General features: G+C 71.0%; 22 protein-coding genes. 10 read left to right on the forward strand and 12 right to left on the reverse strand.

Going from position 1 to position 23727, the window contains the following annotated elements; translation table 11 throughout:
- Positions 1-19: 19 nt before the first annotated feature.
- Both IE272_RS08680 and IE272_RS08685 read left to right on the forward strand, forming a co-directional pair.
- The gene (locus IE272_RS08680; RefSeq protein ID WP_050358502.1) at positions 20-1291 is read left to right on the forward strand and encodes a cytochrome P450; all 1272 of its coding nucleotides are present in this window, start codon (positions 20-22) and stop codon (positions 1289-1291) included.
- Positions 1288-2061, forward strand: a complete 774-nt coding sequence (locus tag IE272_RS08685; protein ID WP_050358501.1) for a thioesterase II family protein — start codon at positions 1288-1290, stop codon at positions 2059-2061. The genes IE272_RS08680 and IE272_RS08685 overlap by 4 nt, the downstream gene beginning before the upstream one ends.
- 19 nt (positions 2062-2080) lie before the next feature.
- Here IE272_RS08685 and IE272_RS08690 read toward each other — a convergent pair whose 3' ends face one another.
- The gene (locus tag IE272_RS08690) at positions 2081-2737 is read right to left on the reverse strand and encodes a DUF3995 domain-containing protein (protein WP_078961230.1); all 657 of its coding nucleotides are present in this window, start codon (positions 2735-2737) and stop codon (positions 2081-2083) included.
- A 264-nt stretch (positions 2738-3001) separates the two neighbouring features.
- Between IE272_RS08690 and IE272_RS08695 the strand changes: the two genes are divergently transcribed.
- The 6 genes from IE272_RS08695 (at position 3002) to IE272_RS08720 (ending at position 8528) form a co-directional block, all read left to right on the forward strand.
- The gene (locus tag IE272_RS08695; RefSeq protein WP_050358499.1) at positions 3002-3979 is read left to right on the forward strand and encodes an ATP-binding cassette domain-containing protein; all 978 of its coding nucleotides are present in this window, start codon (positions 3002-3004) and stop codon (positions 3977-3979) included.
- Positions 3976-4764, forward strand: coding sequence for an ABC transporter permease (locus IE272_RS08700; RefSeq protein ID WP_050358498.1), 789 nt, complete (start codon positions 3976-3978; stop codon positions 4762-4764). The genes IE272_RS08695 and IE272_RS08700 overlap by 4 nt, the downstream gene beginning before the upstream one ends.
- A 46-nt stretch (positions 4765-4810) precedes the next feature.
- On the forward strand, positions 4811-5962 hold the full coding sequence (locus IE272_RS08705) for a class I SAM-dependent methyltransferase (RefSeq protein WP_056701867.1): 1152 nt from the start codon (positions 4811-4813) through the stop codon (positions 5960-5962).
- A gap of 13 nt (positions 5963-5975) precedes the next feature.
- Entirely contained in the window at positions 5976-6770 is a 795-nt protein-coding gene (locus IE272_RS08710; protein ID WP_050358496.1) for an ABC transporter permease, read from the forward strand.
- An 84-nt stretch (positions 6771-6854) separates the two neighbouring features.
- Positions 6855-7925 (forward strand): MupA/Atu3671 family FMN-dependent luciferase-like monooxygenase, encoded by a 1071-nt coding sequence (locus IE272_RS08715; RefSeq protein WP_050358495.1) that lies wholly within the window; start codon positions 6855-6857, stop codon positions 7923-7925.
- Between the two features lie 78 nt (positions 7926-8003).
- A complete protein-coding gene (locus IE272_RS08720; RefSeq protein ID WP_063804487.1) occupies positions 8004-8528 on the forward strand; it encodes a flavin reductase family protein in 525 nt (174 codons plus the stop codon).
- Positions 8529-8619: 91 nt separating this feature from the next.
- Here IE272_RS08720 and IE272_RS08725 read toward each other — a convergent pair whose 3' ends face one another.
- The 4 genes from IE272_RS08725 to IE272_RS08740 form a co-directional block, all read right to left on the reverse strand.
- Positions 8620-9936 carry a methylaspartate mutase gene (locus tag IE272_RS08725; RefSeq protein WP_050358494.1) on the reverse strand — a complete coding sequence of 439 codons (1317 nt, stop codon included), beginning with the start codon at positions 9934-9936 and terminating at the stop codon, positions 8620-8622.
- Entirely contained in the window at positions 9933-10433 is a 501-nt protein-coding gene (locus IE272_RS08730; protein ID WP_073958156.1) for a cobalamin B12-binding domain-containing protein, read from the reverse strand. The genes IE272_RS08725 and IE272_RS08730 overlap by 4 nt, the downstream gene beginning before the upstream one ends.
- Positions 10434-10529: 96 nt before the next feature.
- On the reverse strand, positions 10530-10814 hold the full coding sequence (locus tag IE272_RS08735) for a LysR family transcriptional regulator (RefSeq protein WP_050358492.1): 285 nt from the start codon (positions 10812-10814) through the stop codon (positions 10530-10532).
- Positions 10815-11076: 262 nt separating this feature from the next.
- Complete coding sequence (locus IE272_RS08740; protein ID WP_190006785.1) at positions 11077-11784, reverse strand: IclR family transcriptional regulator; 708 nt, start codon at positions 11782-11784, stop codon at positions 11077-11079.
- A gap of 390 nt (positions 11785-12174) precedes the next feature.
- Between IE272_RS08740 and IE272_RS08745 the strand changes: the two genes are divergently transcribed.
- The gene (locus IE272_RS08745) at positions 12175-12384 is read left to right on the forward strand and encodes a hypothetical protein (protein WP_050358491.1); all 210 of its coding nucleotides are present in this window, start codon (positions 12175-12177) and stop codon (positions 12382-12384) included.
- An 85-nt stretch (positions 12385-12469) separates the two neighbouring features.
- Here IE272_RS08745 and IE272_RS39080 read toward each other — a convergent pair whose 3' ends face one another.
- From IE272_RS39080 to IE272_RS08770, 5 genes are all read right to left on the reverse strand, one after another.
- The gene (locus IE272_RS39080; RefSeq protein ID WP_190006583.1) at positions 12470-14410 is read right to left on the reverse strand and encodes an AfsR/SARP family transcriptional regulator; all 1941 of its coding nucleotides are present in this window, start codon (positions 14408-14410) and stop codon (positions 12470-12472) included.
- A 28-nt stretch (positions 14411-14438) separates the two neighbouring features.
- Positions 14439-15170 (reverse strand): IclR family transcriptional regulator, encoded by a 732-nt coding sequence (locus tag IE272_RS08755; protein ID WP_229897240.1) that lies wholly within the window; start codon positions 15168-15170, stop codon positions 14439-14441.
- Between the two features lie 298 nt (positions 15171-15468).
- On the reverse strand, positions 15469-16407 hold the full coding sequence (locus IE272_RS08760) for a LuxR family transcriptional regulator (RefSeq protein WP_234437327.1): 939 nt from the start codon (positions 16405-16407) through the stop codon (positions 15469-15471).
- Positions 16408-16455: 48 nt separating this feature from the next.
- On the reverse strand, positions 16456-17199 hold the full coding sequence (locus IE272_RS08765) for a helix-turn-helix domain-containing protein (RefSeq protein WP_050358470.1): 744 nt from the start codon (positions 17197-17199) through the stop codon (positions 16456-16458).
- Between the two features lie 1357 nt (positions 17200-18556).
- Positions 18557-20029 (reverse strand): helix-turn-helix domain-containing protein, encoded by a 1473-nt coding sequence (locus IE272_RS08770; RefSeq protein WP_190006786.1) that lies wholly within the window; start codon positions 20027-20029, stop codon positions 18557-18559.
- A gap of 368 nt (positions 20030-20397) precedes the next feature.
- Between IE272_RS08770 and dnaN the strand changes: the two genes are divergently transcribed.
- Positions 20398-21513, forward strand: coding sequence for a DNA polymerase III subunit beta (gene dnaN, locus IE272_RS08775; RefSeq protein ID WP_190006585.1), 1116 nt, complete (start codon positions 20398-20400; stop codon positions 21511-21513).
- Between the two features lie 118 nt (positions 21514-21631).
- Here the strand turns inward: dnaN and IE272_RS08780 are convergent, their stop codons facing one another.
- Both IE272_RS08780 and IE272_RS08785 read right to left on the reverse strand, forming a co-directional pair.
- A complete protein-coding gene (locus tag IE272_RS08780) occupies positions 21632-22516 on the reverse strand; it encodes a glycoside hydrolase family 19 protein (RefSeq protein WP_050358467.1) in 885 nt (294 codons plus the stop codon).
- 304 nt (positions 22517-22820) lie between these two features.
- Positions 22821-23705 (reverse strand): glycoside hydrolase family 19 protein, encoded by an 885-nt coding sequence (locus tag IE272_RS08785; protein WP_308433849.1) that lies wholly within the window; start codon positions 23703-23705, stop codon positions 22821-22823.
- Between the last annotated feature and the right edge of the window lie 22 nt (positions 23706-23727).

A 23727-nucleotide genomic window follows, 5' to 3' on the forward strand; every position in this document is an offset into this window, starting at 1 on the left:
CAGGACGAACGGCGGAAACATGACCGCGCACACCCTGCCTATACCGGACGACATCTCCACCATCAATCTGACCGATCCCAGAACGTACGAGGTGAATGACCTCAGCGAATACTGGCGGCAATTGCGGACCACCCGTCCGCTGTACTGGCATCCACCGGTCGGCGACGCACCGGGATTCTGGGTGGTCAGCCGGTACGCGGACGTCATGGCGCTGTACAAGGACAACAAGAAGCTCACGTCGGAGAAGGGCAACGTGCTGGTCACGCTGCTCGCCGGGGGCGACTCGGCGGCCGGCAAGATGCTCGCCGTGACCGACGGCGCCATGCACCGCGGCCTGCGCAACGTGCTGCTCAAGAGTTTCTCTCCGCAGGCGCTCAAGCCGATTGTCGACCAGATCCGGGTCAATACGACCCGGCTGGTGGTGGACGCCGCGCGGCGAGGTGAATGCGACTTCGCCGCCGACGTCGCCGAGCAGATTCCGCTGAACACCATCTCGGACCTGCTCGGTGTGCCCACCGCGGACCGTGAGTTCCTTCTCAAGCTCAACAAGTCCGCGCTCAGTTCGGAGGACGCCGACCAGTCGGCCACCGATGCGTGGCTCGCCCGTAACGAGATCCTGCTGTACTTCAGCGAGCTGGTCGCCGAGCGCCGCGCGAAGCCTACCGAGGACGTCATCAGCGTTCTCGCCAACAGCACCGTGGACGGCAAACCGCTGACCGAGGAAGTCATCGTCCTCAATTGCTACAGCCTGATCCTCGGCGGCGACGAGACCAGCCGGCTCTCCATGATCGACTCGGTGCAGACCTTCACGCAGTACCCCGACCAATGGGAGCTGCTGCGCGACGGAAAGGTGACCCTGGAGTCGGCCACCGAGGAGGTGCTGCGCTGGGCGACCCCCGCGATGCACTTCGGCCGCCGGGCGGTGACGGACATGGAGCTCCACGGCCAGGTGATCGCCGCCGGTGACGTGGTGACGCTCTGGAACAACTCGGCCAACCGGGACGAGGAGGTCTTCGCGGACCCGTACGTCTTCGACCTGAACCGGTCGCCCAACAAGCACATCACCTTCGGATACGGTCCGCACTTCTGCCTCGGCGCCTATCTGGGCCGTGCCGAGGTGCACGCGCTGCTCGATGCCCTGCGCACCTACACCACCGGGTTCGAGATCACCGGTGAGCCGCAGCGGATCCACTCCAACTTCCTCACCGGGCTGTCCCGGCTGCCGGTGCGCATCCAGCCGAACGAGGCCGCGATCGCCGCCTACGACAGCGACGACGGGGTGCGGTCGTGAACCAGCCGGCCGTCGCGCCGTCGCGATGGCTGCGCTGGTACCGCAGGTCGGCGAACCCCCGGGTGCGGCTGGTGTGCTTCCCGCACGCGGGCGGCGCGGCGAGCATGTTCCGCGACTGGCCGCGGTGGCTCCCGGAGGACGTCGAGGTCATCGGCGTGTGCTACCCGGGGCGCCAGGACCGGGTGATGGAACCGTGCATCGACGACATGGGTGTGCTGTCGACCCGGATCGCCGATGTGCTGCAGCCCTTCGCGGGGCAGCGGCTGGCGCTGTTCGGGCACAGCATGGGCGCCTCGGTCGCCTACGAGGTGGCGCTGCGACTGCAGCAGCGCACCGGCGGTGTGCCGGCGGGGCGGCTGTTCGTCTCCGGACAGCTGCCGCCCCACCGGGTGACGCCGGACGACGCGCATCTGCGCGGTGACGAGGCCATCCGGGACGAGGTGCGCCGGCTCGGGGACCCGAACGCCGACACCGTGCTGGACGACCCGGACCTGCTGGAGCTCGTCATGCCGGCGATCCGGGCGGACTTCCGCCTGATCGGCACCTATCTCCCCCGGCCGCCGACCCGGTTGAGCGCACCGATCTCCGCGTACACCGGGTCCGAGGACGAGGACGTGCCGGTCGAGGGTCTGCGGGAGTGGGCGGCGGCCACCGCGACGGCCTTCGACCACCGGGTCAGTCCCGGTGGCCACTTCTATCTGCTCGATGATCCCGAGGCGCTCGTCAAGGACCTGGCCGACCATCTGGCCGTCGGCTCCGTCGTCGGCTGAGCCGACGACGGAGGCGCGGTCAGCCGATCGCGAACTTCAGACCGGCGAGGGACAGCGTCACGCCGAAGAGGTCGACGAGCACGACACCGACGACCAGGGACCAGACCCAGCGTCGCCGGTTGGCCGCGGTGCGGATGAACTGCCAGGAGGCCATGGCGAGCACCAGACCCTGGATCAGGAAGCAGGGTTCGAACACCAGGATGTCGATGACCGCGGACAGGTGATTCTCCTTGTCCGCGGTCGCGGCACTGACACCGGGCACGACCGGGAAGTCGACAGCGGACTTCATGCCGGCCAGGTACAGCCCCTTGGTGACCCAGCCGAAGAAGGCGTGGGAGATGCACACGACCGAGGCGCCCCACAGGGGCAGCAGTACTATCCAGGCCGGGACACGCCGTGCGGCGGGATGCAGCAGCGCCAGGACCCAGAGGGCGCCGCACAGCATGATCGCGCTGACGACCCAGTTGACCGCCTGGACCTCGGACTGGTTGTGCTGGCCCCACAGCGGCAGCCCCCAGGTGCCGCCGACCGCCCAGTACACATGGAACGCGGTGTAGAGGAGTGTGAAAACGAAAGCCGAATGAACCCACAGCGGCCGGGACGGCAGTTCGATTTCTGTTTCCCGGTCCCCTGAATTAACGCTTTCGTCGGCCGGTGCTGAATTCGCGTACGTCATGCACAATCCTCACTCTGAATGCGTGCAACCGGGTCTGACGCACGGTACCACCAGGCCCAAGGCCCCCCGCTGCCAGTCGTATCGGATTCTTCAATGAGACGCTTGGATCCGGCCAGGCCGCTGCTAGCGTCGGCACCGTCGATGTGGCAACCGCCGCGCCTTTGAGGCTGCTGGTGAACACGGTATTTCTTGCGGGAAACCCGGCGTTGTCCGACCTGAACCGTTGATCCGCGATCTGTGGAATTTGAGTTGGGGTGAGCGCACGTGGACATTGCTATCCAGGCCGAGGGGCTGCGCAAACGGTACGGCGGCAAGGAGATCAAGAACGCGCTGAACGGCGTGGACCTGATCGTGCCCGCCGGGACGGTCTTCGGGCTGCTCGGTCCGAACGGCGCGGGCAAGACCACCACCGTGCGCATCCTGGCCACCCTGCTCACCGCCGACGAGGGGGAGGCGAGCGTGGCCGGTTTCGACGTGCGCCGCCAGTCCAAGGAGGTGCGCCGCCGTATCGGCCTGACCGGCCAGTACGCGGCCGTCGACGAGCGGCTGACGGGGCGTGAGAACCTCCGCCTCATCGGCACGCTCTACCACCTCGGCAAGACCGCCACGAGGGCCCGCGCGGACGAGCTGCTCGAACTGCTCGACCTCACCGATGCCGCCAACCGGGCGGTCAAGACCTATTCCGGCGGTATGCGGCGCAGGCTCGACCTGGCCGCGAGCCTCATCGCCGAGCCGCCGGTGCTGTTCCTCGACGAGCCCACCACCGGGCTCGACCTGACCAGCCGGCTCACGCTGTGGGACGTCATCCGCACGCAGGTCGGCCGCGGCGTCACCGTGCTGCTCACCACGCAGTACCTGGAGGAGGCCGACCAGCTCGCCGACCGGATCGCCGTCATCGACGACGGGGCCGTCGTCGCCGAGGGCACCCCGGACCAGCTGAAGGACCGGGTGGGCGACGACCGGATGCGCGTCACCGCCGCCAAGGTCGAGGACCTCACCCAACTCACCAAGGTGCTGGGCAGGTTCACCAGCGACCAGCCGCTCGTCGACGAGGAGCAGCGGACCGTCTCGGTGCCGATGACCGACGGTATCGGCGGCATCGCCTCGGTCGCGGCGGAGCTGGCCGCGGCCGGCATCCCGGTGTCGGACTTCCAGGTGAGCCGTCCGTCGATGGACGAGGTCTTCCTGTCCCTGACCAACAAAGCCGCCACGCGGCCGGTGAACGAAGGAGCGGCGGCGTGACCGAGGCCCTGACCGATTCGACCGCGCTGATAGGCCGGCATCTGCGGCATCTGCTGCGCGTGCCCGAGCGCCTGTTGAGCGTCACGCTGATGCCGGTGATGTACGTCGTCGTCTTCGGTTTCCTGTTCGGCAGTGCCATGCAGGTCGAAGGCGGCAACTACCGCGAATACATCATGGCCGGCATCTTCGCCCAGGTCATGCTCGCCAACCTGCAGACCACCGCGGTCGGCGTGGTCGACGACCTGCGCAACGGCCTGGTCGACCGCTTCCGTTCGCTTCCCATGTCCCGGTACGCCGTCCTCGTCGGACGCACGGTGTCCGACCTCATGCTCTCGGGGGTCGCCATCGTCGTGATGTCCGTGGTCGGCTACCTCATCGGCTGGCGGGTCCACACCGGACTCCCCGAGATGGCGGCCGCCTTCGGCATGCTGCTCCTGCTCGGTCTCGGCGCCTCCTGGCTCGGTGCGCTGCTCGGCCTCTCGCTGCGCAACGTCGAAGCGGTCAGTGCCGTGATGTCGATGGTCATGATGCCGCTGACCTTCCTCTCCAGCGCCTTCATCCCGCTGAGCGGACTTCCCGACTGGCTGCGTGCCATCGCCGTCTGGAACCCGCTGTCCATGGTGGTCGGGGCGCTGCGCGAGCTGTTCGGCAATCCCACGTCGGTCACCGACACGTCCTTCCCCTCGACTCACCCGATCCCGGTCGCCGTGGGCCTGATCGTCGTGATGATCGCAGTGGCCATGCCGCTCGCGGCCCACAAGTACCGGACCGCTGCGGCCCGGTGAGCCGGTCGGCCCGCAAGGCGCCGCCTACTGCCCAAGGAGCACTCCGATGACGCCAGGCTTCACCACGTCCGCCGGCTTCGAGACGGGCGAGACGCCCGCTCCGGAGCACAACGTCCGCCCCCTGGTGGACACCGCCCTGCTGCCCGACTGGCGCGGTGCGGGCAAGGTCGTGCACTCCGCACACCGGATCTACGAGCACCTCATCTCGCTGTGGGCCCCGGGTGTCATCGAGGCCGCACACGACCTCGGAGTCTTCGCCGAGCTGAGCTCGGGACCCCGCACCAGCGACCAGCTCGCCGAGGCGTGCAGCTCCAACCAGCGGGCGATGCGCGTCCTGTTGGACGGTCTCTTCGCCTACGACATCCTCGACCGCATACCCTCCGACTCCGGCCCCACGGTCTACCGGATGCCGGACGAGATGCGTGAATGCCTCCTGCCCGGCGGCCTGTTCAGCCTCGTCGGCAAGATCGAGTACGACCGACAGCTGGCCTGGCACTCCTGGCGCAACCTGGCCGACGCCGTGCGCACGGACAACCGCGACGCGTCGGGCGACCTCCAGCTCAACCAGATCACCGAGCACAACTACGAGTCCCTCGTGCGCGGCATCAACTTCTGGGCGCCGCCGATCGTGGCGGCGCTGGCCGACGGGTTCGAGACGTTCGAGTGGCCCACGGACCGGCCGGCCTCCGTCCTGGACATCGGCTGCGGCACCGGCCTCTACAGCCAGTTGCTGCTGGAGCGGTTCCCGCAGTGGCGGGCCACCGGCCTGGAGGCCCCGCACATCGCCCCGATCGCCGAGGCGCAGGCGCAACGGCTCGGGGTGGCGGACCGGTTCGACGTCCAGGTCCGCGACTTCTGGACCGAGTCCTGGGGCTCGGACCACGACCTGCTGATCTTCGTCAACATCTTCCACCTGCAGACCCCCGAGTCGTCGCTCGAACTGCTGCGGAAGTCCAAGGAGTCGCTGGCCGAGGGCGGTCTGATCTGCATCGCCGACCACATGGTCACCGACGAGCAGGAGGCCAAGCCGGTCCAGGACCGGTTCGCGATGCTGTTCGCCGCGTCGATGCTGGCCACCGGTGGCGGGGACGCCTTCCTGCTCGACGAGTACGACACCTGGCTGGCGGAGGCCGGGCTGCGGCGGGTCGCGGTGCTGGACACCCCGATGCACCGCATCCTGCTGGCCGGCCACGCCTGAGCGCCCCGTCGCCATGACCGTGTTCCTCAGCGACTTGTACGCGATCGCCGGCCGCCACGTGCACCATCTGGTGCGCCTGCCGGAGAAGCTGATCGGTTTCACCGTGATGCCGGTGGCGATGGTCCTGGGGCTCGGGATCCTCTTCGGCGGCAGCATGCGGATCTCCGGTGGCGGAGAGTACGGCGCCTATGTCGCCGCGGGTGTGATCACCGTGATGGCGGTGTCGACGGTCGCGGTGTCCGCCCTGGGCGTCGTCGACGACCTGCAGGACGGCATGTTCGACCGGCTGCGCTCGCTGCCCGTCGACCGGACGGCCGTCCTGCTGGGCCGTGCCCTGGTGGACTCGCTGCCGGTGGCCATGTCGATCGTCGGCGTGCTGCCCGCGGCCTGGATCGCCGGCTGGCCGCTCGGTCTCGGGGTTCCCGAGGTATTGGCGGCCATGGGCCTGGAGTTGCTGCTGGGCGTGGGCTGTTCCTCGCTCGGTGTCTTCATCGGACTCACCATTCGTAATGCCGAAGCAGTCACGTCGGTGGTACCGGTGTGCCTTCTTCCTCTGACGTTCCTCTCCGACGCCTTCGTGCCTCTCGACGGTCTTCCCGGCTGGCTGCGCACCCTGGCGAGCTGGAATCCGGTCACCGCCGTGACGCGTACCGTGCGGGATCTGCTCGGCGCTCCTTCCGCGGTGACGGAAATGAGTTTCCCGGTCCGTCACGCACCGCTGATCGCGGTGAGTTTCTGCCTGGTGCTGACCGTTGTCGCCATCCTGGCGGCGACCCGTGCGTACGACCGGGCGGGAACGGTCCGCTGACGGTGGGCCGTACGGCCCGAGCAGACCGGAGAACGCGCACAAAGACGCACGAAGACTTATCGAAACAAAATGGCTGGAGGCGCCATGGATTTCGGCCTTTTCTACTTCGCCAACGACAACGAGGATGTCAGCGACAGATACCGACTGCTGATAGAGGGCGCCAAGTTCGCCGACACCCATGATTTCGCCTCGGTGTGGACCCCCGAACGGCACTTCCACGCGTTCGGCGGCCTCTATCCGAACCCGGCGGTGACGGGCGCGGCGGTCGCCGCGGTCACCGAGAGGGTCGCGGTGCGGGCCGGCAGCGTGGTGGCTCCCCTGCACCACCCCGTGCGGGTCGCCGAGGAGTGGTCCATCGTCGACAACCTGTCGAAGGGACGCGTGGGCATCGCCTTCGCCTCCGGCTGGCACGCGGCCGACTTCCTGCTGCGGCCCGAGGGTTACGCGACCCGCAGGTCGGGCCTCATCGACACGGTGAAGTCGATCCGCAGCCTCTGGCGGCGGGAGCCCGCGTCGTACGTCGACGGGGCGGGCGAGAGCGTCGAGGTGACCGTCTTCCCGCCGCCGGTGCAGTCCGAACTGCCCGTCTGGCTGACGAGCGCGGGCAACCCGCAGACGTTCCGCGAGGCCGGGGAGATGGGCGCCGGTGTGCTGACCCATCTGCTGGGCCAGGGCGTCGACGTCCTGGAGAAGCGGATCGCGGAGTACCGGCAGTCCTTCCGCGACCACCACGACGCGAGCGAGGGCGACGGGCACGTCGCGCTGATGCTCCACACCTTCATCGGCAGCGACCGGGAGACGGTGCGGGAGACGGTCCGGGCGCCGTTCAGCAAGTACCTCGCCAGCTCCTTCGACCTCGTCATCCACGCGGCCAGGGCGGCCGGCGAGAACGCGGTCGCGCTGGACCTGAACACCATGACCCAGTCGGACATCGACTTCATGGTGGGCCAGGCCTTCGACCGCTACTTCCAGACCAGCGGCATGTTCGGCACCGTCGAGGACGCCCTGCAGGTGTGCGAGAAGCTGTACGAGATCGGCGTGGACGAGATCGCCTGCCTCATCGACTTCGGCGTGGACACGGACGACGTGCTGAACAGCCTCGTCCACCTCGACGAGCTCAGGCAGGCCTGGCAGGAGCGCGAGCAGGGCCGGTGACCGGGAATCGATGACGTCAGGCGGAAGGGGTTGGCCGTGGGGCCGCAGCCGGTCGGTACAGAGTCTTATCGCACATTCATGAGTTCCTTCCCGACCGGTGTCTCCGTCGTCACCACCGTGGACACGGACGGTCGGCCGCGCGGGATGACCTGCTCCTCGCTCTCGAGCGTCAGCCTCGACCCGCCCGTCCTGTCCGTCTGCCTGTCGGTGACCAGCGGGACGCTCAGCTCGCTGCGCTCGCACGGCCGCTTCGGTGTGAACCTGCTCGGGGAATCCGCGAGCCCGGTGGCCCGGCTGTTCGCCGACTCGGCCCAGTCCCACTTCGACCGGGTGCCGTGGCGGCCGGCCGACGACAGCGGGGTGCCCCGGCTCGGCGGCGACACCATCGCGTTCGCCGCCTGCCGGGTGGCGGACACCAAGCTCGTCGGGGACCACGTGGTGATCTTCGGAGAGGTCCTGGCCGCCGACTGCGGCGCCGGCACCCCGCTGCTCTACGGGCGCCGGCAGTTCGCCGGCTGGCCCGGCGGGACGCAGGGCGGTCCGGCCGGGCCGCCCGCCGGCCGCCTGGACCCGGCGGTCTCGCCCCTGCCGCCGACGGGCTGACGGCCCGGTGCACCAGGTCCCGGGCCCCGCGAACGAACCACGGAGGCGCCGCCCCTGTCCGAGGGGCGGCGCCTCCGTGGTTCCCGTCGGGTCAGACCGAGCCCGTCAGCTCGCTCGACGAGCGGTCGGCGACAGCCTCGCGGTCCATCTTCTGCCGCAGGAAGGAGAGGTCCGCCAGCAGACCTGCGGCGGTCACCTTGTGGCTCTGTCCCGTACGGACCAGATGCCCCAGCGGCAGCGCCCCGGTGTACGCCCAGCGCAGGCGCCCCTCCTCGTCCAGCCGGCTGCGGGTGAGGCCCCGGTTGTCGGGGTGCACGCAGTAGGGGATGTCGAGGTAGCCGCGGCGGAAGGCCAGCAGCAGCGCGCGGGAGAGGTCCGATGCCAGGTTCAGCACGGCCTCCACCAGCGCCAGCGCCTCGGCGTACGTCTGCGAGTCCGTGCCGGGATCGTGCGCCGTCGTGCGGTTCGCCTCGGCGGCGCGTGCCGCGTACTCCAGGGCCGCGACGTTCTCCGCGACGGTGGGGATCCGCCGTGATTCCGCGACGGTCTTGACGATGAGCCGCTCGGAGCCCGTCCGCACCGCCAGTTCGGCGGCCTCGCGGAGCAGCCGGTACGCCCCGGCCTCGGTGACCGGGTACGCCCCCATGTACGTGTAGACGACCACGTGCCACTCCACGTCCGGCAGCAGGTCGGCGCAGAGCCGGCGCAGAGCGAGGACGGCCGCCGTGTCCTGTCCGGGATGCGTCTGCTGGGCGTAGCTCACCGAGATGCTCCGGCAGCCGTGGGCGCGGAAGAACAGCGCCTCCAGCACACTCAGCGCCACGAGCTGGCTCGGCGGGCAGAGCTGGCCCATCATGCAGCCGCCGAAGGTCTCCAGGTGCGGCTCGGCGCCCAGGTCGCGCGCCTGGGCGAAGAGTTCGGTGCACTCGCGCCACGCGTCGATCGAATCGGCGAGCGGTACGCGCCCGTAGGGGAGGCAGTAGGACACCGGGCCGCCCTCGGTCGCGGTCAGCCCCAGGGCGATGAGCCTGCGGAAGATGTGCTGCGGGAGGGCCGAGCCGTGGCGGACCTGCACGGGGAAGTCGGCGTCCATGACGCCTTCCAGAACCGCCCGGGTCATGGAGTCGGAGTGGGTGGCGATCGGATAGCCGTTGAGCGGCATGCCGTCGTGCAGCGCGCGTTCGATCGCGGCCAGATCCCCCAGCCTGGTGTAGCTGTCCAGGGTCAGTGTGCCCACGGTGTGCGCCCTCGCCGCCCGGGTGGCGGCCAGACCCGCTCGCATCCACGCCGGGTCGCCGAACCCCATCCGGGGCTGCACCACGAGAGCACCGGCGTCCGCACGGGCGCGGACGAACGCGCCGAACCCCTGTTCCGGGCGGGACGGCCGGTCCGGCACACGTGCGGTCACTCGGGTCTGCCCATACTCAGGAGCTGCCGGGGAGCCGTAGGCAGGGCGGCGACGAAGGCCGCGAACTCGCCCTCGCTGGACGCCCTGTCGGGGAAAACGCCGTCGAAGCCGGCGGCGAGCAGTTCCGGCGCGAGCGTCTCGGCGTCGTCGGACACCGTGAGCTTGCCGCCGATCACCATCGGGGTGGCCACCAGTTCCGGGCAGTCGCGCAGGCGGGCGACCACGCGCAGTCCGTCCGTGCGTCCGTGTCCGTTGACGCTGCCGAGGGCGATCAGCGCGGGGTCGATCCTGCGGCACGTCTCGACCAGGACGTCGTCCGGGACACAGGCCCCGAGATTGACCACGTGATAGCCGAACTCCTCGATGAGGATCTGGAGATAGACCAGATTCCAGGTGTGCGCGTCGCTCGCCAGCCCCGACACCACCACGGTGCCACGCGACGGCATCGCCGACCGCGCGCTTTCCACAGCGACTTCCACCTCTTGGTGCCGTGCCATGGTTCCCCCCTCTTTTCTCTTGTTGTGTGAAGCCGCTCCGGAACCGAACCGGTCGCGGGCGGGCGAACGGACCTGCGCCCCTACGCCCCTACGCCTCTAGGCCAGGGTCGCCAAAGGCGTTCGGCCGAGTTCGAGGCATTCCTTCTTGATGTTGTCGATCAACATCAGCGTCGCGCGTGCCGTCGGAAGGATGGTGTGCCCTTCGCGCGTGAGAGTCGTACCGCCCGAACTACGGGTGAAGAGTTTGATGCCGAGCGACCGCTCGAGGCAGATGATCTGATAGCTGATTGCGGGCTGCGAGTAACCGAGCTTCTTGGCTGCGAGGTCCATACGGCCTATCTCGGCTATCGCGACAAAGGCACGCAGTTCACGTTCCTGCATTTTGCTCCCCCACTTTGACTGAATATCGTCGTTTGCAACGCTAGCGGGCAGATCTCCCGGCAGCCACGGCTTCTGCAGGAAGATGCCAGGGGGTGGGTGGGCGGGCATTCGTCGCAGCCGCACGGGTGATATTCCGGCAGGGCGGATCGAGGCCGCCCTGCTCGCACCCGGTAAACCTGCCAGAACAAGCCACCCGAACAGTTTCATCAACGTACGGCTGCGCGGCACCGGTCGCCGCAAAAGGTTTCCGCGGGAAGGGTGTTCAGCGCGCCAGTCCCGCGCCCAGCTGCACCGCCGCGTCGATGACCACCGCGCCGTGCTCCCGGCCAGGACTCGGGGTCAGCCGGGAGACGAGGCCCGACACGCACACCGCGGCCACCACCCGGTTGCCCGGCCCCCTCACCGGCGCCGCCACCGATACCGTCTCCCACTCATGCGTACCGACGGTCTGCGCCCAGCCCTGCCGACGTACGCAGGCGAGCGTGGCCGCCGTGTAGCGGGCTCCGCGAAGACTCAGATAGAGGCTCTCCGGAGACTCCCAGGCGACCAGTGCCTGCGCCGCGGATCCGGACGTCATCGGCATGGCGGCCCCCAGCGGGACCTCCTCGCCCGTCCCGCCCCCCGACGCGGCGGCCACACAGACCCGCAGATCACCGTGGCGTCGGTAGAGCCGGACGCTGGCCCCCATACAGTCGCGCAGGGTCTTCAGGACGGGCCCGGCCGCGTCGACGAGCCGGTCCCGGCCCGCCTCCACCGCCATGTCCCCCAGCCGGGGCCCGAGGACGAACCGGCCGCGCCGGTCCCGGGCGACCAGCCGCAGCCTCTCCAGCGCGGTCGCCAGCCGGTACACCGTCGGGCGCTTGAGCCCCGTGCGCGCCACGAGCTCCGCCAGCGAAGCGGGCCCGCGCTCCATCACTTCCAACAGCAGCGATGCCTTGTCGAGCACCCCGACACCGCTGACCGCTTCCACCCGTTCGGGAGCCACGGCGGTCATACCCGGAACCTCTTTCTCACCAACGTCGCACGGAGTGGACGGTAGGGATGAACTCGCTTGCGGCCTGGGGACCGAGTCGGCAAGGACCCGGGCCCCAGGCATCCCGGCGGCGTCAACGGGGGGGAATTCGGCCGCCGCACAGGGGGGTTCGCGGAAGGGAGCGAACACCGCACCTGACGCACCCATCGAACTGTGCCGGTGCCGCCGGGGGCAATGCCAACTACAGGAAGCTGCCAGCCAGTTCATGCCGGTCGGCGCGTCGCGCGGCCGACCCGGGCGACGCGGCCGGGAGTATAGAGAACGCATAGGCAGATACCCAACCCTGGAGGGATCGCCCAACAGGGGCGAATCACGGAGGAGGGGAACATGGGCCAGGACGCGACGCCGGATCCGGCAGAGATACCGCTCGGGGACGGCTCGGCGGACGACCCGGACGACCAGGCTGCCGACGACGACCAGGGGCTGCGCTGGGCGGCGCTCCTGGCGGCGTTCATCGACGACACCCTGAGCCCGGGCCCCGGCACACCCCCGGGCGCTCCGGCCGCCGATCATCCGCACGGGCCCGGGGAGGATTGACGGACGACGACCGCGGGGCGAGGGCCGGCCCCGTGGCGTCTCCCGCGGGACAGCCCTGCCGGTGACGTCTCCCGCAGGGCAGCCCTCAGGCGCCCGCCGCCGGACGGCGGAACAGCAGCCGCACCAGCGGCGAGCACCGGTAGCTCTCCGGTGAGGGGTGAGCGGCGAACGGCCCGCCGGGCGGATACGCGAACGCCCCGTCCGGCTCGCTCACCAACCCGATCAGCCCGGCTTCCACCAGTGCGTCCAGCGCCGTCCGGGCACGCTCCTCGGTCCAGCCGAGCCGTCGCGCGGCGGCGGCGAGCGTGAGGACGCCGCGCTCGTCGCGGGCCAGCGTCCGCAGCACCGGCCGCAGGAACGGCTTGAGCTCCAGGACCCCCGACCGCACGGCGCTCAGCGGTTCATGGCTGACCTCGCCCCATTCCTCCGGCCGCACCTCGCCCTGCTCCAGCCGGGCCACCAGCCGGACCACCGGCCATCGCGGCCGTGCCGCCAGCCGGGCCGCGCAGAACCGCAACGCCAGCGGGTTGCCGTCGCACAGCTCCAACAGCCTTGTCGTGGGCTCCCGTTCGGCGTCGAGGCGGGCCGACCCGACGGTCGTCGCGACCAACTCGCGCGCCTCGGCCGCACCGAGCCGGCCCACCCGGACCACCCGTACGCCTTCCAGTGAGGCGAGCGACCGGCGACCGGTGATCAACGTCCGGCAGCCGGGCCCGCTCGCCAGCAACGGCCGGACCTGCCGGGCGTCCACGGCATTGTCCAGCACCACCAGGACGCGACGGCGGGACAGCGCGCTGCGGTAGAGCTGGAGCCGTTCGTCCAGCGTTTCGGGGAGGTCCGCGCCGCGTTCGGGAATCAGCGCCCGCAGGAAGCAACCGAGCACCTCCAGGGGGTTCTTCGCCCCACCGCCCTCACGGCGCAGGTCGATGTAGAGCTGCCCCTGCCGGAAGTCGTCCCGGCAGAGGTGCCCCGCGCGCACGGCCAGGGCGCTCGTGCCCGCACCGGCCTCGCCGGTCAGGACGACCGCCCGGCGCCCGCTGCCGCCTCCCCTCAACTCCTGTAGTACACCGTCCAGTTCGGGGCGACGGCCGATGAAGGTCACCGGGTCCATCGGGAGCATGGCGGGGACCAGGCCGAGCCACGGGCTGTGCGGCCCGCGGTGCCGCTGCGGGGGAGCCGCACCCGGACCGAGCGCACAGTCCGGGGCGGCGTCCAGACCGATCCCGGCGGCCACCGGGGCCGGGGCCTCCACCGCGGCCGGCCCGGGCAGCTCCTCCAGAAGTACGGCACGGTGCAACGCCCGCAGCGCCGCACCCGGCACCACGCCCAGCTCCTCCTGGAGGACCCGGCGCCCCTGCTCGTAGACGCGCAGCGCGTCCATCTGCCGGTCACTGCGGTACAGGGCCACCATCAGATGACCGCGCAACGACTCCCGGGTGGGGTGCTCGGCCACCAGCCTGCTCAGCTCGGGCAGCGCGGCGACATGCCGCCCCAGGGCGAGCACGGCCGCCATACGGTTCTCGATCGCGCCGAGCCGCGCCTCCTCCAGCGCGGGCAGTTCGGTCCGGCTCAGGAACTCGGTGACGTCCGAGAGCGCCGGGCCCTTCCACAGCTTCAGCGCCGACTCCAGACGGCTCGCGGCCTCCGCGTACCGGTGCTTGACCAGGTCCCTGCGCCCCTGCTCCGCCAGTTGCTGGAAGGCCGCCCAGTCGAACCACGCGGTGCCCAGCACCAGGTGGTAGCCGCGGTGTCTGCGCACCACCCGGAGCCCCGGGCCGCAGCAGTTCCTCAGCCGGGAGACGTAGGTGTAGAGCTGGGCGGTCCTGGTCGCGGGCGGGTTCGCCCCCCACAGCAGTTCCGCGAGCCAGGCGTCGGAGACGAACCGTCCCGGGGAGATGAGGAGCGCCGCGAGCACCGTGCGTTGCTTGGCCGCCGTCAGGGGGATGCGCACACCCTGGACCCAGACCTCGGTGGCGCCGAGAATTCTGAACTCCGTGCGGGCCGACGTCGGGGGCGGGGTCGTCATGCGCGACCTCCGCCCGGCCGGGAACAGGTCATCCGTCGCAGGCTTCGCCCAGGCGCATGGCCGCGTCGATCATCGTGGCGGTGAACTCCCGTACGCGGGGCCCGGTCCGAGGGCCGGACAACGAGAGCGCCGCGACGACACGGCCGCCGGGGCCGCGTACGGGAACGGCCAACGTCACCCCGTCGCCCGCCGGTCCGCCGGAGCCCTGCGCCCAGCCCCGGTGACGGACCTGGGCGAGCATCGCGGCCGTGAAGCGGGCACGGACCAGGCCCTGGTAGAGCACGTCGGGCTCCTCCCAGGCCAGCAGGACCTGGGCCACCGGACCGGTCCACAGGCCGACCGCCGTCCCGACCGGCACCGCGTCCTCCTCCGCGTCCGCCGCCTCGGCGGCCGCCACGCACAACTGGTGCCCTTCGCACCTGCGGTGGAGGCGCGCGGAGGAGTGGGTCGCGTCGCGCAGTTCGGTGAGCACGGGGGTGGTCTGCTCCAGCATCCGGTCCCCGTGCTCGGCCACGGCCATCTCGCCCAGCCGGGGGCCGAGGAGGAAGCGGCCCCGGGCGTCGCGGGTGACCAGCCGCAGCCGCTGCAGCGCCAGCGCGAGCCGGTGGGCGGTGGGGCGGGTCAGCCCGGTGAGCGCGACGATCCGGGACACCGAGGCGGGACCGTCCTCCAGCACGCTCAGCAGCAGGGACGCCTTGTCCAGCACGGCGACCCCGCTGTCGTGCCGGAGCGTGTCCGTGGGAGAGGGCCAGGTCGTCACCGGACACCTCCCGGGGACCGGACGAGCGCACCGGCCGCCTCGTACCGGCGGAACCAACCGCCGCCGATGCCTGCCTTCATACTCTTCGCACCTCGCGTCAGCGGAACAGGTCCCGGCGGTCATGGCCGTAGTCGTACGGAACCCGCCGGTACGGAGCCCGGCGGCAGAGGACTCGCCGACCGGGAACTCGCCGCCCCGGGGCCGACGATCACCGCAGCTTGTTCTAGCCGCCCGGTTCCGGGCCCGACAACGGGTACTTCAGGAAGCTGCCACACCCGACGGCCGGGGCGCGGAGCCCTCAGCCCTCGGTACGGGACTGGGGGCCCTGCGCCACCCCCGGGCTCGACGAACCCAGCAGGCCCAGCTCGGCCGCCCGGACACCGGCCTGGAACCGGGAACTGGCGTCGAGAAGGGTCATGATCTCCGCGACGTAGCGCCGGTAGGTGCGCACCGAGACCGTCAGCTCGCGCGCGGCCACCTCGTCCGTGGTCCCGGCCCGCAGCGCGCCCAGTATCTGCCGCGCGAGATCGGACCGGGAGTGGTCACCGAACGTGATGCGCCCGTCGGCGGCCACCGCGTTGCCCCAGACCCCGTCGTAGAGGGTGCAGAGGGTGCGGATGACGTCGGGGACCCGGATGAGCGACGCCCGGCGTCCGGTGGGGGACTCGGCGGAGACCAGCGCCACGGAGTCGTCCACGATCATGGCCTGTAACGGGGGAACCCGCGCCACCCGGACCTCGGCCGACGTCTTCCGCTCGCGCCGGTCGCGGACGAAGTCCTCGTCGATCATGGCCGGCGAGCAGAGCAGGCGCAGCCGGACGGTCTCGGGCACCAGCCGGATCAACTCGGCCAGCGTGGCCTTCGCCTCGGCCCCGCAGCTCGGCCCGGCGGCCAGCACCACATCGATGGTCGCCGTGGCCTGGAACACCAGCTTGCGCGCCTCGCCCATCACTTCGGGCTTCCGGCCGTCCACGGCGGTGATCAGCTGGTCCCACGAGACCCGGTCGCGATGCTGTTCCACGGTGGTCTCGATCAGGGCCCGGACCTCCAACAGGGCCCGCTCTATGGCGTCCTGGCCGTCCCCCGGATCGTCCGGCCGGCCCCGGGCGTCGGCCGCCCCGGGTCTGTGCGGCTCCTTTCCCGCCGCCGCTTCCGCACCGACCCCTTCCGTCGCCGCCGGCTCACGCCCGCCATCGCCCGGGTCGTCCGGTCCTGTCGCCGATGTCGTCCTGATCATCCTGTCCCCCGATATTTGCCAGCCGGCGCCGCCGCCCGAGGCGGCGGCTCAGCACCGCTCCAGCAGACCCAGCTCGACGGCGCGCGCCCCGGCCTGGAACCGGGAGTTCGCGCCGAGCTCGCGCATGATGTCGGCGACATGACGCCGGTAGGTGCGCAGCGAGACGTCGATCTCCCGCGCGGCCACGTCGTCGGTGCGCCCCGCGCAGAGCTGCTCCAGGATCCGCCGTGTCTGCGCGCCCCGCAGGCTGCGGTCCAGCCGCAGTTCGTCGGCGACGGGCCGGGCGCCGGCCCACGCCCCCGCGAAGAGCAGGTCGAGCGCGCCCACCGCCGCCGGGTCGGTGATGATCGCGGCGTGCCGGCCGGCCGATCCGTTGCCCGACTGGACCAGGGCCGTGCGTCCGTCGACGATCAGCGCCTCGCGCAGCTCGCCCTTGGTCATGCGGACGTCCAGATACGTCTCGGCGAACGACCGGTGGCATTCCGCGGTGAGTTCGAGCGCGCCGCCGGAGGCGAGCAGCCTGACGGCGAGCCGGCCCCGGCCCTCACGAGCCGTCCGCGGCGCCTCGGCCAGCGAGTCCGCGACGGCCGAACACACCACGGCCGAGTGCTTCCGGTTGCTCGTCACCGCCAGATGGGCCGAGTACCGCGCCCCTGCCATCAGGCGCTTCACCGCGTCGACGACCGAGCCGTCGTCCGCCCGCACCAGCAGCGACGTACGCCCGGGCCGGCTGCGGTGCAGCGACACCGAGGACTCGATCAGTGCCCGCGCCTCCAGGAGCGCCCGCTCCACGGAATCGGTGCGATGTCTGTCTTCCGAACGGTGCACATCGCCGCACACACCAGTCGCCCCCGAACCCATTCCACTCCCCCGTTACCCACTTGCGGTCACCCCCGGTACACCAATGGCGCGCATCGGATTTCCTCAGGGTGTCGTCGACATGCGAAGTTGAATAGAGAACCAATCAGCGGACCCTCATGGGCACTTACACGCCAATCTTTCAGCTCACCCAGAGATTAGGTCGCGAACGTGAACCCGTCAACGGCGGCCCTTTCCATTCAACGAATAGGCCTCGCAACCTCCTCCACCCCCACGTTCCGCGCCGCTCACGGGCTCGGAGATGTCAGGAAGCTGCACCCCCGACTCACATTCACGCCCCCACCATTCCGCTTACCCCCCGGTATGTCACCGGGCGATCACACAACGGAGTCACGCCTGTCCCATAGAGGACAGCGGTTACCCTCAACCCCGGGGCCCGATCTACGCTCACCCCGTGACCGCACCCCAGGCCCCGACAGCCACCGATATGGCCGTCCACTGGTGGCAAGTTGCCGGGAACAGCACCGATCCGGCCGATCTCGCCCTACTCGCCCCAAGGGAGCGAGCACGGCCGAATCGCCCCCAACACCCCCCGCACGCAACCGAATTCACCGGCAGCCGGACGAGGCTCCGGCGCGTCGCGACGGGGCCCCCGGAGCGGTGCCGGACGCCGTCGCGCCGGAGCGGACACCCCGCCGCGGCCGAGGGCGCGGCGACCACGGGCCACCTGCGGTGCCGCACCCGCCCAGCCCCTTCGGGGCCTGCCTCTCGCACCTCTCCGGCCGCTGCCCGGCGTCAGCCGCACGGCCCCCGGTGGGAGGGGACGCCGAAGCCGGACGCGCACCGGGGGGCAACGAACCGGCACGCGACGCCCGCACCCCGGCCGGGGCCGGTCGCCGTCCCGGCCGGCCCGCCGGGCACCCCCACCACCTGGGCGTTCACGATGTGACCGTTCCGGGAGCACGGACTGCAACCACGGCGGCACCCTTCGGCGTCCCCACTCGCGTGACCCTTTCCCTTCACCCCGAAGTGCATGAGCAAATTCCCTGACCGGTTCCGCCCCCGCACGGACTCCCTCCCGCAATTTCGCGTTCACACACCCACCCGTAAGCCACCACTCGGTAGAGCGATTGAACGCGCATGTGCACCTAATTGGACGCAGCGTTTAATAACGCGCGTCCAGCCATGCGCAAATTGGGTCCGCCGACAGAACCGCACCATAAGCGACCGGCCAGTAACTTCACGGTCGGCGTATCCGGAGAAATGCAGCGGTGCGGAAGTAAAAAATGAGAAAGCCTCTTCTTTTGCGGGTCCGGCCCGCCCGTGCCGCTCAGCCCCCCTCGGCCGCCAGGTCCCGGGACCTCAGCGCCAGCCACAGGTCGTAGCGGGCGCTCGGCGGGCGGAGCAGCGAGCGCCGGAGGACCGTTTCGAGCCGGGTGAGGCGCTTGCGGGCGCCGGGCACGCTGATGCCCAGCTCGGCGGCGGCCGGACCCAGCCGGCCCTCGCAGCGCAGCCAGGTGCGCAGCGTCTCCTCGGACCCGAGGACGGGGGCCAGTTGCTGGTCCGCCCAGTGCCGCACGGCGGGGCGGCGCAGGATCTCGTCGAGACCCCGCGCCACGTCCGGCGCACCGGATCCGGTGGGGGCGTACGGGGCGGGCTCGGGGGTGCAGGCCGGGGCAGGGGCGGCCCGGACGCGCAGCGCCAGGTCGAGGGCGGCCTGGTCGGCCAGCCGGTGCAGGTCGAGGCCGAGCAGCTCGCCGATGAGCCGCAGCCGGGCGGCCAGGGTGTTGCGGTGGACCTTGAGGTGGTCGGTCGCGTGCGACGAGAACGCCAGCCAGGAGGCGGCCGTGGCCGCCAGCTCCTGGGCCGCGGGGTCCTGCGCACGGCGCGGCACATGGGTCAGGAGCGGGGTCAGCAGATCGTTCGCCCACTGCCGCCCGGCCGGTCCGACGACCAGCGCGGGATCCGGCGAGACCCCGAACCGGGCGTGCCGGGACGGCAGTTCGCGGGCGACGGCCAGGGCGTGGAAGGCCTGGCGGTAGCCGGTCGCGGTGTCGGCCAGCGGCACGGGCTCGCTGACGCCCACGGTGCAGTCGCCGACCCGGGCGGCGACGGTCTCGTCGGTCGGGGCCGCACCCGGCTCCGCCTCCTCCGGCATCCGCGCGGGCATCACCAGGATGAGGTGGCGGGCGTAGACGGGGCACCGCACGATCCAGGACCGGCCGCCGTCCGCGTCCGCGCAGACCCGGGCCACCTCGTCGCGGCCGTCGCCCGAGCACTCCACGACGCACACCCGCACCGGATCGGGCAGCCGGGGGCGCAGCGCTCCGGCGACCTGCTGGGCGATGGAGAGCTGGCCCGTCATCAGCAGGTGCAGCACCGCCTCCCGGCCCCGGGACTCCGCGAGGTCCACCCGGCGGCGTTTGCGCTCCAGGGTCTCGGCCTGCCGGCACACGGACAGCGGCAGGACCACGTCGGCCAGCAGCGTGGCGAGCCCGGCGGCCACGGGCCGGGGGGTGACGACGGCGAGCACGGGGGCGGCGCGGTCGTCGGCGCTCAGGGGAAACAACAGGGCGGTGTGCGCGCCGGTGTCGAGGGAGTACGCCTGGGCGCCGCGCTCCGTGAGGGCGCTCGCGACCTCGGCGACGAGCGCGGCAGCGTCGGGGACCACCGCCCGCGCCGTCCGGGCCGCCGCCTGCAGCACCGTCCCGTCCGTCCCGACGATTCCGGCCCAGCCACCGGCCCGCCCGGCCAGCCAGCGCAGCAGTTCGGCCGTTCCGCCCGTGCGGGCCAGCCGGTGCATCAGCAGAAGATCGTCCGCACGCTCCCGTGCTCGCACCTGTTTCCCCGTTCCCGCCCCGGACACAGCCGTAGCACCGGTGGACCGCCCCGCACGGCTGACTGTGCGGACCGATACCCCTCCGGCTGCTCCACTGGGCGCATTGAATCTCCCGTCTCCCTACCCTGCGTTCTATCGTCCGAACGTGTTCCAGCCAGTCGGGGGACAGGCTCCGGAACAGGGGGACGCGGGGGAACGGGGCGGCAGCGACTCACGGGGGTGGTCGCTGTCGTCGGTTCCCGCCCCGCGCCGATTGTCAGTGGCGCCTTCTATCGTCGACGCCGTCGGATCCGGCTTCGGAATTCCGGCTTCCGACGCGCCGGGAAGGCCCCATGGAATTCCGTATCGAACGCAGTGCCCTGACCGACGCCGTGTCCTGGGCGGCCCGTGTCCTGCCCGTGCGGTCGCCCGTCCCCGTGCTGGGCGGGCTGCTGCTGGAGACGGGGGGCGAGGGCGGGCCGCTGCGGATCTCCGGGCTCGACTACGAGGCGTCCGCGCGCATCGACGTGGACGCCGAGGTCGCGCGGCCCGGGAAGGTGCTCGTCATGGGACGGCGGCTGCTGGACATCTGCAAGGTGCTGCCCGAGGGGCCCGTGGAGTGCGCCGTTGAGGGCTCGCGGTTCACGGTGTCGGGCGACGGGGCCCGGTTCGGCCTCTCCGTGCTGCCGCTGGACGACTACCCGGCGCTGCCCCCGCTCCCGCAGGTCCGGGGCGCGGTGGACGCGGAGCTGTTCGCGGCGGCCGTGGCCGATGTGGCGGTGGCCGCGGGCCGCGACGACACGCTGCCCGCGCTCACCGGGATCCGGCTGGGGCTCGACGGCGACACGATGACGCTCGCCGCGACCGACCGGTACCGCTTCGCCGTACGGACCCTCCCGTGGAAGGCGACCGCCCCCGGCGAGGCCGCCGATGTCATCGTCTCCGCCCGCCGCCTCACCGAGATCGCCCGCTCACTGGGCCGCTCCGGGCTCGTGAGCCTCGCCCTGGACGCCGGTTCGGCGGGGTTCGAGCATGCCGGGACGCGGACCACGGTCCGGCTGCTGGACGGCCGGCTGCCGCGCCACGAGAAGCTGTTCTCGATGGCGGACCCGGCGGTCGCGGTGGTCGACCGGGTCCGGCTGACGGAGGCCGTCAAGCGGGTCTCCGTCGTCGCCGACGGGGACAGCCCGGTGCAGATGGCCTTCTCCCGCGCCGACGCCTCCGTGACGCTCCGCGCGGGTTACGAGGACGACGTGGCGTCCCAACGACTGCCGGCCGACCTGGAGGGGGCCGAGGAGCTGACGGTGGCCTTCAACCCCGGCTATCTGGCGGACGCCCTGGCCTCCTTCACGGAACCGTCGCTGCGGCTCCTGCTGCTGGGGGCCGGACAGCGCGCGATGATCACGGACGTGGCGGGCACGGACGTCCACCGGCACCTGCTGATGTCGGTGAAGCCGCAGTTGGTGTGACCGGGGCCGGGACGCCGGAACGGGGGTGCGCCCGGCGCGAGCCGGCCACACCCCCGTTCCGGGTGGGGTCCTCGGGTTCCTCAGGGGCCCTCGCGGGCCGGTGAGGCGCGGTACGGAATCAGCAGCTCAGGTTCGGACCGGTCGTGGTGCCGAGGATCTGGGTGAACTGCGTGAACTTGTTGATGCGGCTCTGGACCTGCGCCGGGTTGCCGCCGTTGCACTCCAGTGCGCCGTTGATCGAGCGGATCGTCTCGCCGAAGCCGGCGTTGTTGACGATGGCGTTGTGCGGCGTCATCGTGCCGGGGCCGTTCTGGGTGTTCCAGTACCAGAGGCCGGTCTTCCACGCCACGGCGGCGTCCTGCTCCACCAGGTACGGGTTGGCGAGCAGGTTGATGCCCAGGGCGTCACCGGCGGCCTTGTAGTTGAAGTTCCAGCTCAGCTGGATCGGGCCGCGGCCGTAGTAGGCGGCCTGGCCGGCCGGGCAGCCGTAGGACTGCGTGGTGTCGCAGTAGTGCGGGTAGTTCGCCTCGTTGACTTCCTTGATGTAGAACAGCCCGCCGGTCTCGTGGCTGACGTTGGCGAGGAAGGCCGCGGCCTCGCGCTTCTTCACCTCGTCGCTGCCGGTGTTGGCGAAGGCGGGGTACGCGCTCAGGGCGTCGGTCAGGCCCTTGTACGTGTAGAAGGCGTTCCGGTTCGGGAACATCTGGTTGAACTGGGCCTCGCTGACGACGAAGCCGTTGTTCTCGCCCGGGTTCTCGCCGCCGGTGCCGCAGGCCCCCTTGTCGGCCCACACGTCCGACGTGCCCGGACGCTCGTTCTGGGTCCACCACTTCGCGGTGTAGTTACGGCCGTTGTACGAGACCGCGCCGCCGTTCGTGTAGACGGAGGAGGAGCTCCAGGCCGTGGCGCAGGTGGCTGCCTGCGCGGTGGCGGCGGGAAGAACGACGAGCGCCGCGACGATCGCGCCGAGCGCGACCAGCAGACTCATGACACGTCGGATCACGTGATCACACTCCTTAGACGCGGCGCGACGTCCGGCCTGCGCCGCCGTGGGGGTGCCGACACTCAAGCGAGGATGGTCTGGACCTGTCAAGGTCTAGACCATCCTCGGAGAAGGTGCCGGTTCCACCGGCTCCACGTCCCTGCCGCCCGGACCATCGCGTCAAGAGGGCCCTCAACAGCCGCTATTCCGGAGGGAGTCCATCCGGATCATCCCCGAACAGGGGCGGCCGCGAAGGTAAAATCTTCCGGCCCGCCCAGCATGCGGACGGTTCCGGACGGCCTGCGGACACCCGGGGCCGGCAGGCTCAGCAGGTGAGTCCGGATCCCGGGGCCACCCCGACGATGCCGGTGATGCGCTCGTACCGCTCCACCCGCGCGGCCACCGAACCCGGGTTGCCGCCCTCGCACTCCAGGGCGCCGTTGAGCGAACGGATCGTCTCGCCGAAGCCCGCGCCGCCCACCATCGCGTCGTGGGACGTCATGGTGCCGGGGCCGTTCTGGGTGTTCCAGTACCAGAGGGCGGTGGCCCAGGCGACGGACGGATCCCGCTCGACCAGCCAGGGGTCGTTCAGCAGGTCGAGCCCGAGAGCGTCACCGGCGGCCTTGTAGTTGAAGTTCCAGCTGAACATGATCGGGCCGCGCCCGTAGTACGCCTCACGCCCGGCCGGGCAGCCGAAGGGCTGGGTGTCGTCGCACTTGCGCCAGTAGTTGGCCTCGTTGATCTCCTTGACGTACTTCAGCCCCACCGACTCGAAGTCCGCGTGCGTCAGGAACGCCGCCGCCTCCCGGGCCCGCGTCTGCGGCGTACCGACGTTGGCGAAGCGCGGGTAGGCGTGCAGCGCGTCGATCAGGCCCTGGTACGTGTAGAAGGGGTCGCGGTCCGGGAAGATCTCGTCGAACCGCTGCTCACTGATGACGAAGTCGGACACCCCTCCCGTACAGGCGCCCCGGTCCGACCAGGCGGATCCGGCGCCCGGGTTCTCGCCCCGCGTCCACCACTTGGCGCTCCAGTTGCGCCCGTGGTGGGAGACGGTGTCCCCGGCGCGGTAGTCGGCCGACGCGCTGTGGAGCGGCGCGCAGGGCCCGTCGGTGGGGGCGGCGGCCGACGCGGCGGGGGCCGCCGTCACGAGAGCGGCGGCGAGGGTGGCCAGGGCCGCCGGAACGGTCAGGAACCTCTTGGCACGAGCGATGCGATCGATGCGATTCAGGGCT

It is taken from the genome of Streptomyces anulatus (genome assembly GCF_014650675.1).
GTDB lineage: Bacteria > Actinomycetota > Actinomycetes > Streptomycetales > Streptomycetaceae > Streptomyces > Streptomyces anulatus.

What these genes read in the sequence shown, in the direction of transcription:
- IE272_RS08680 (WP_050358502.1), top strand. Translation starts at nt 20, where the DNA reads ATGACCGCGCACACCCTGCCTATACCGGACGACATCTCCACCATCAAT.
- IE272_RS08690 (WP_078961230.1), bottom strand. Translation starts at nt 2,737, where the DNA reads ATGACGTACGCGAATTCAGCACCGGCCGACGAAAGCGTTAATTCAGGG.
- IE272_RS08705 (WP_056701867.1), top strand. Translation starts at nt 4,811, where the DNA reads ATGACGCCAGGCTTCACCACGTCCGCCGGCTTCGAGACGGGCGAGACG.
- IE272_RS08710 (WP_050358496.1), top strand. Translation starts at nt 5,976, where the DNA reads ATGACCGTGTTCCTCAGCGACTTGTACGCGATCGCCGGCCGCCACGTG.
- IE272_RS08715 (WP_050358495.1), top strand. Translation starts at nt 6,855, where the DNA reads ATGGATTTCGGCCTTTTCTACTTCGCCAACGACAACGAGGATGTCAGC.
- IE272_RS08720 (WP_063804487.1), top strand. Translation starts at nt 8,004, where the DNA reads ATGAGTTCCTTCCCGACCGGTGTCTCCGTCGTCACCACCGTGGACACG.
- IE272_RS08730 (WP_073958156.1), bottom strand. Translation starts at nt 10,433, where the DNA reads ATGGCACGGCACCAAGAGGTGGAAGTCGCTGTGGAAAGCGCGCGGTCG.
- IE272_RS08735 (WP_050358492.1), bottom strand. Translation starts at nt 10,814, where the DNA reads ATGCAGGAACGTGAACTGCGTGCCTTTGTCGCGATAGCCGAGATAGGC.
- IE272_RS08745 (WP_050358491.1), top strand. Translation starts at nt 12,175, where the DNA reads ATGGGCCAGGACGCGACGCCGGATCCGGCAGAGATACCGCTCGGGGAC.
- IE272_RS39080 (WP_190006583.1), bottom strand. Translation starts at nt 14,410, where the DNA reads ATGACGACCCCGCCCCCGACGTCGGCCCGCACGGAGTTCAGAATTCTC.
- IE272_RS08760 (WP_234437327.1), bottom strand. Translation starts at nt 16,407, where the DNA reads ATGATCAGGACGACATCGGCGACAGGACCGGACGACCCGGGCGATGGC.
- IE272_RS08770 (WP_190006786.1), bottom strand. Translation starts at nt 20,029, where the DNA reads ATGCACCGGCTGGCCCGCACGGGCGGAACGGCCGAACTGCTGCGCTGG.
- dnaN (WP_190006585.1), top strand. Translation starts at nt 20,398, where the DNA reads ATGGAATTCCGTATCGAACGCAGTGCCCTGACCGACGCCGTGTCCTGG.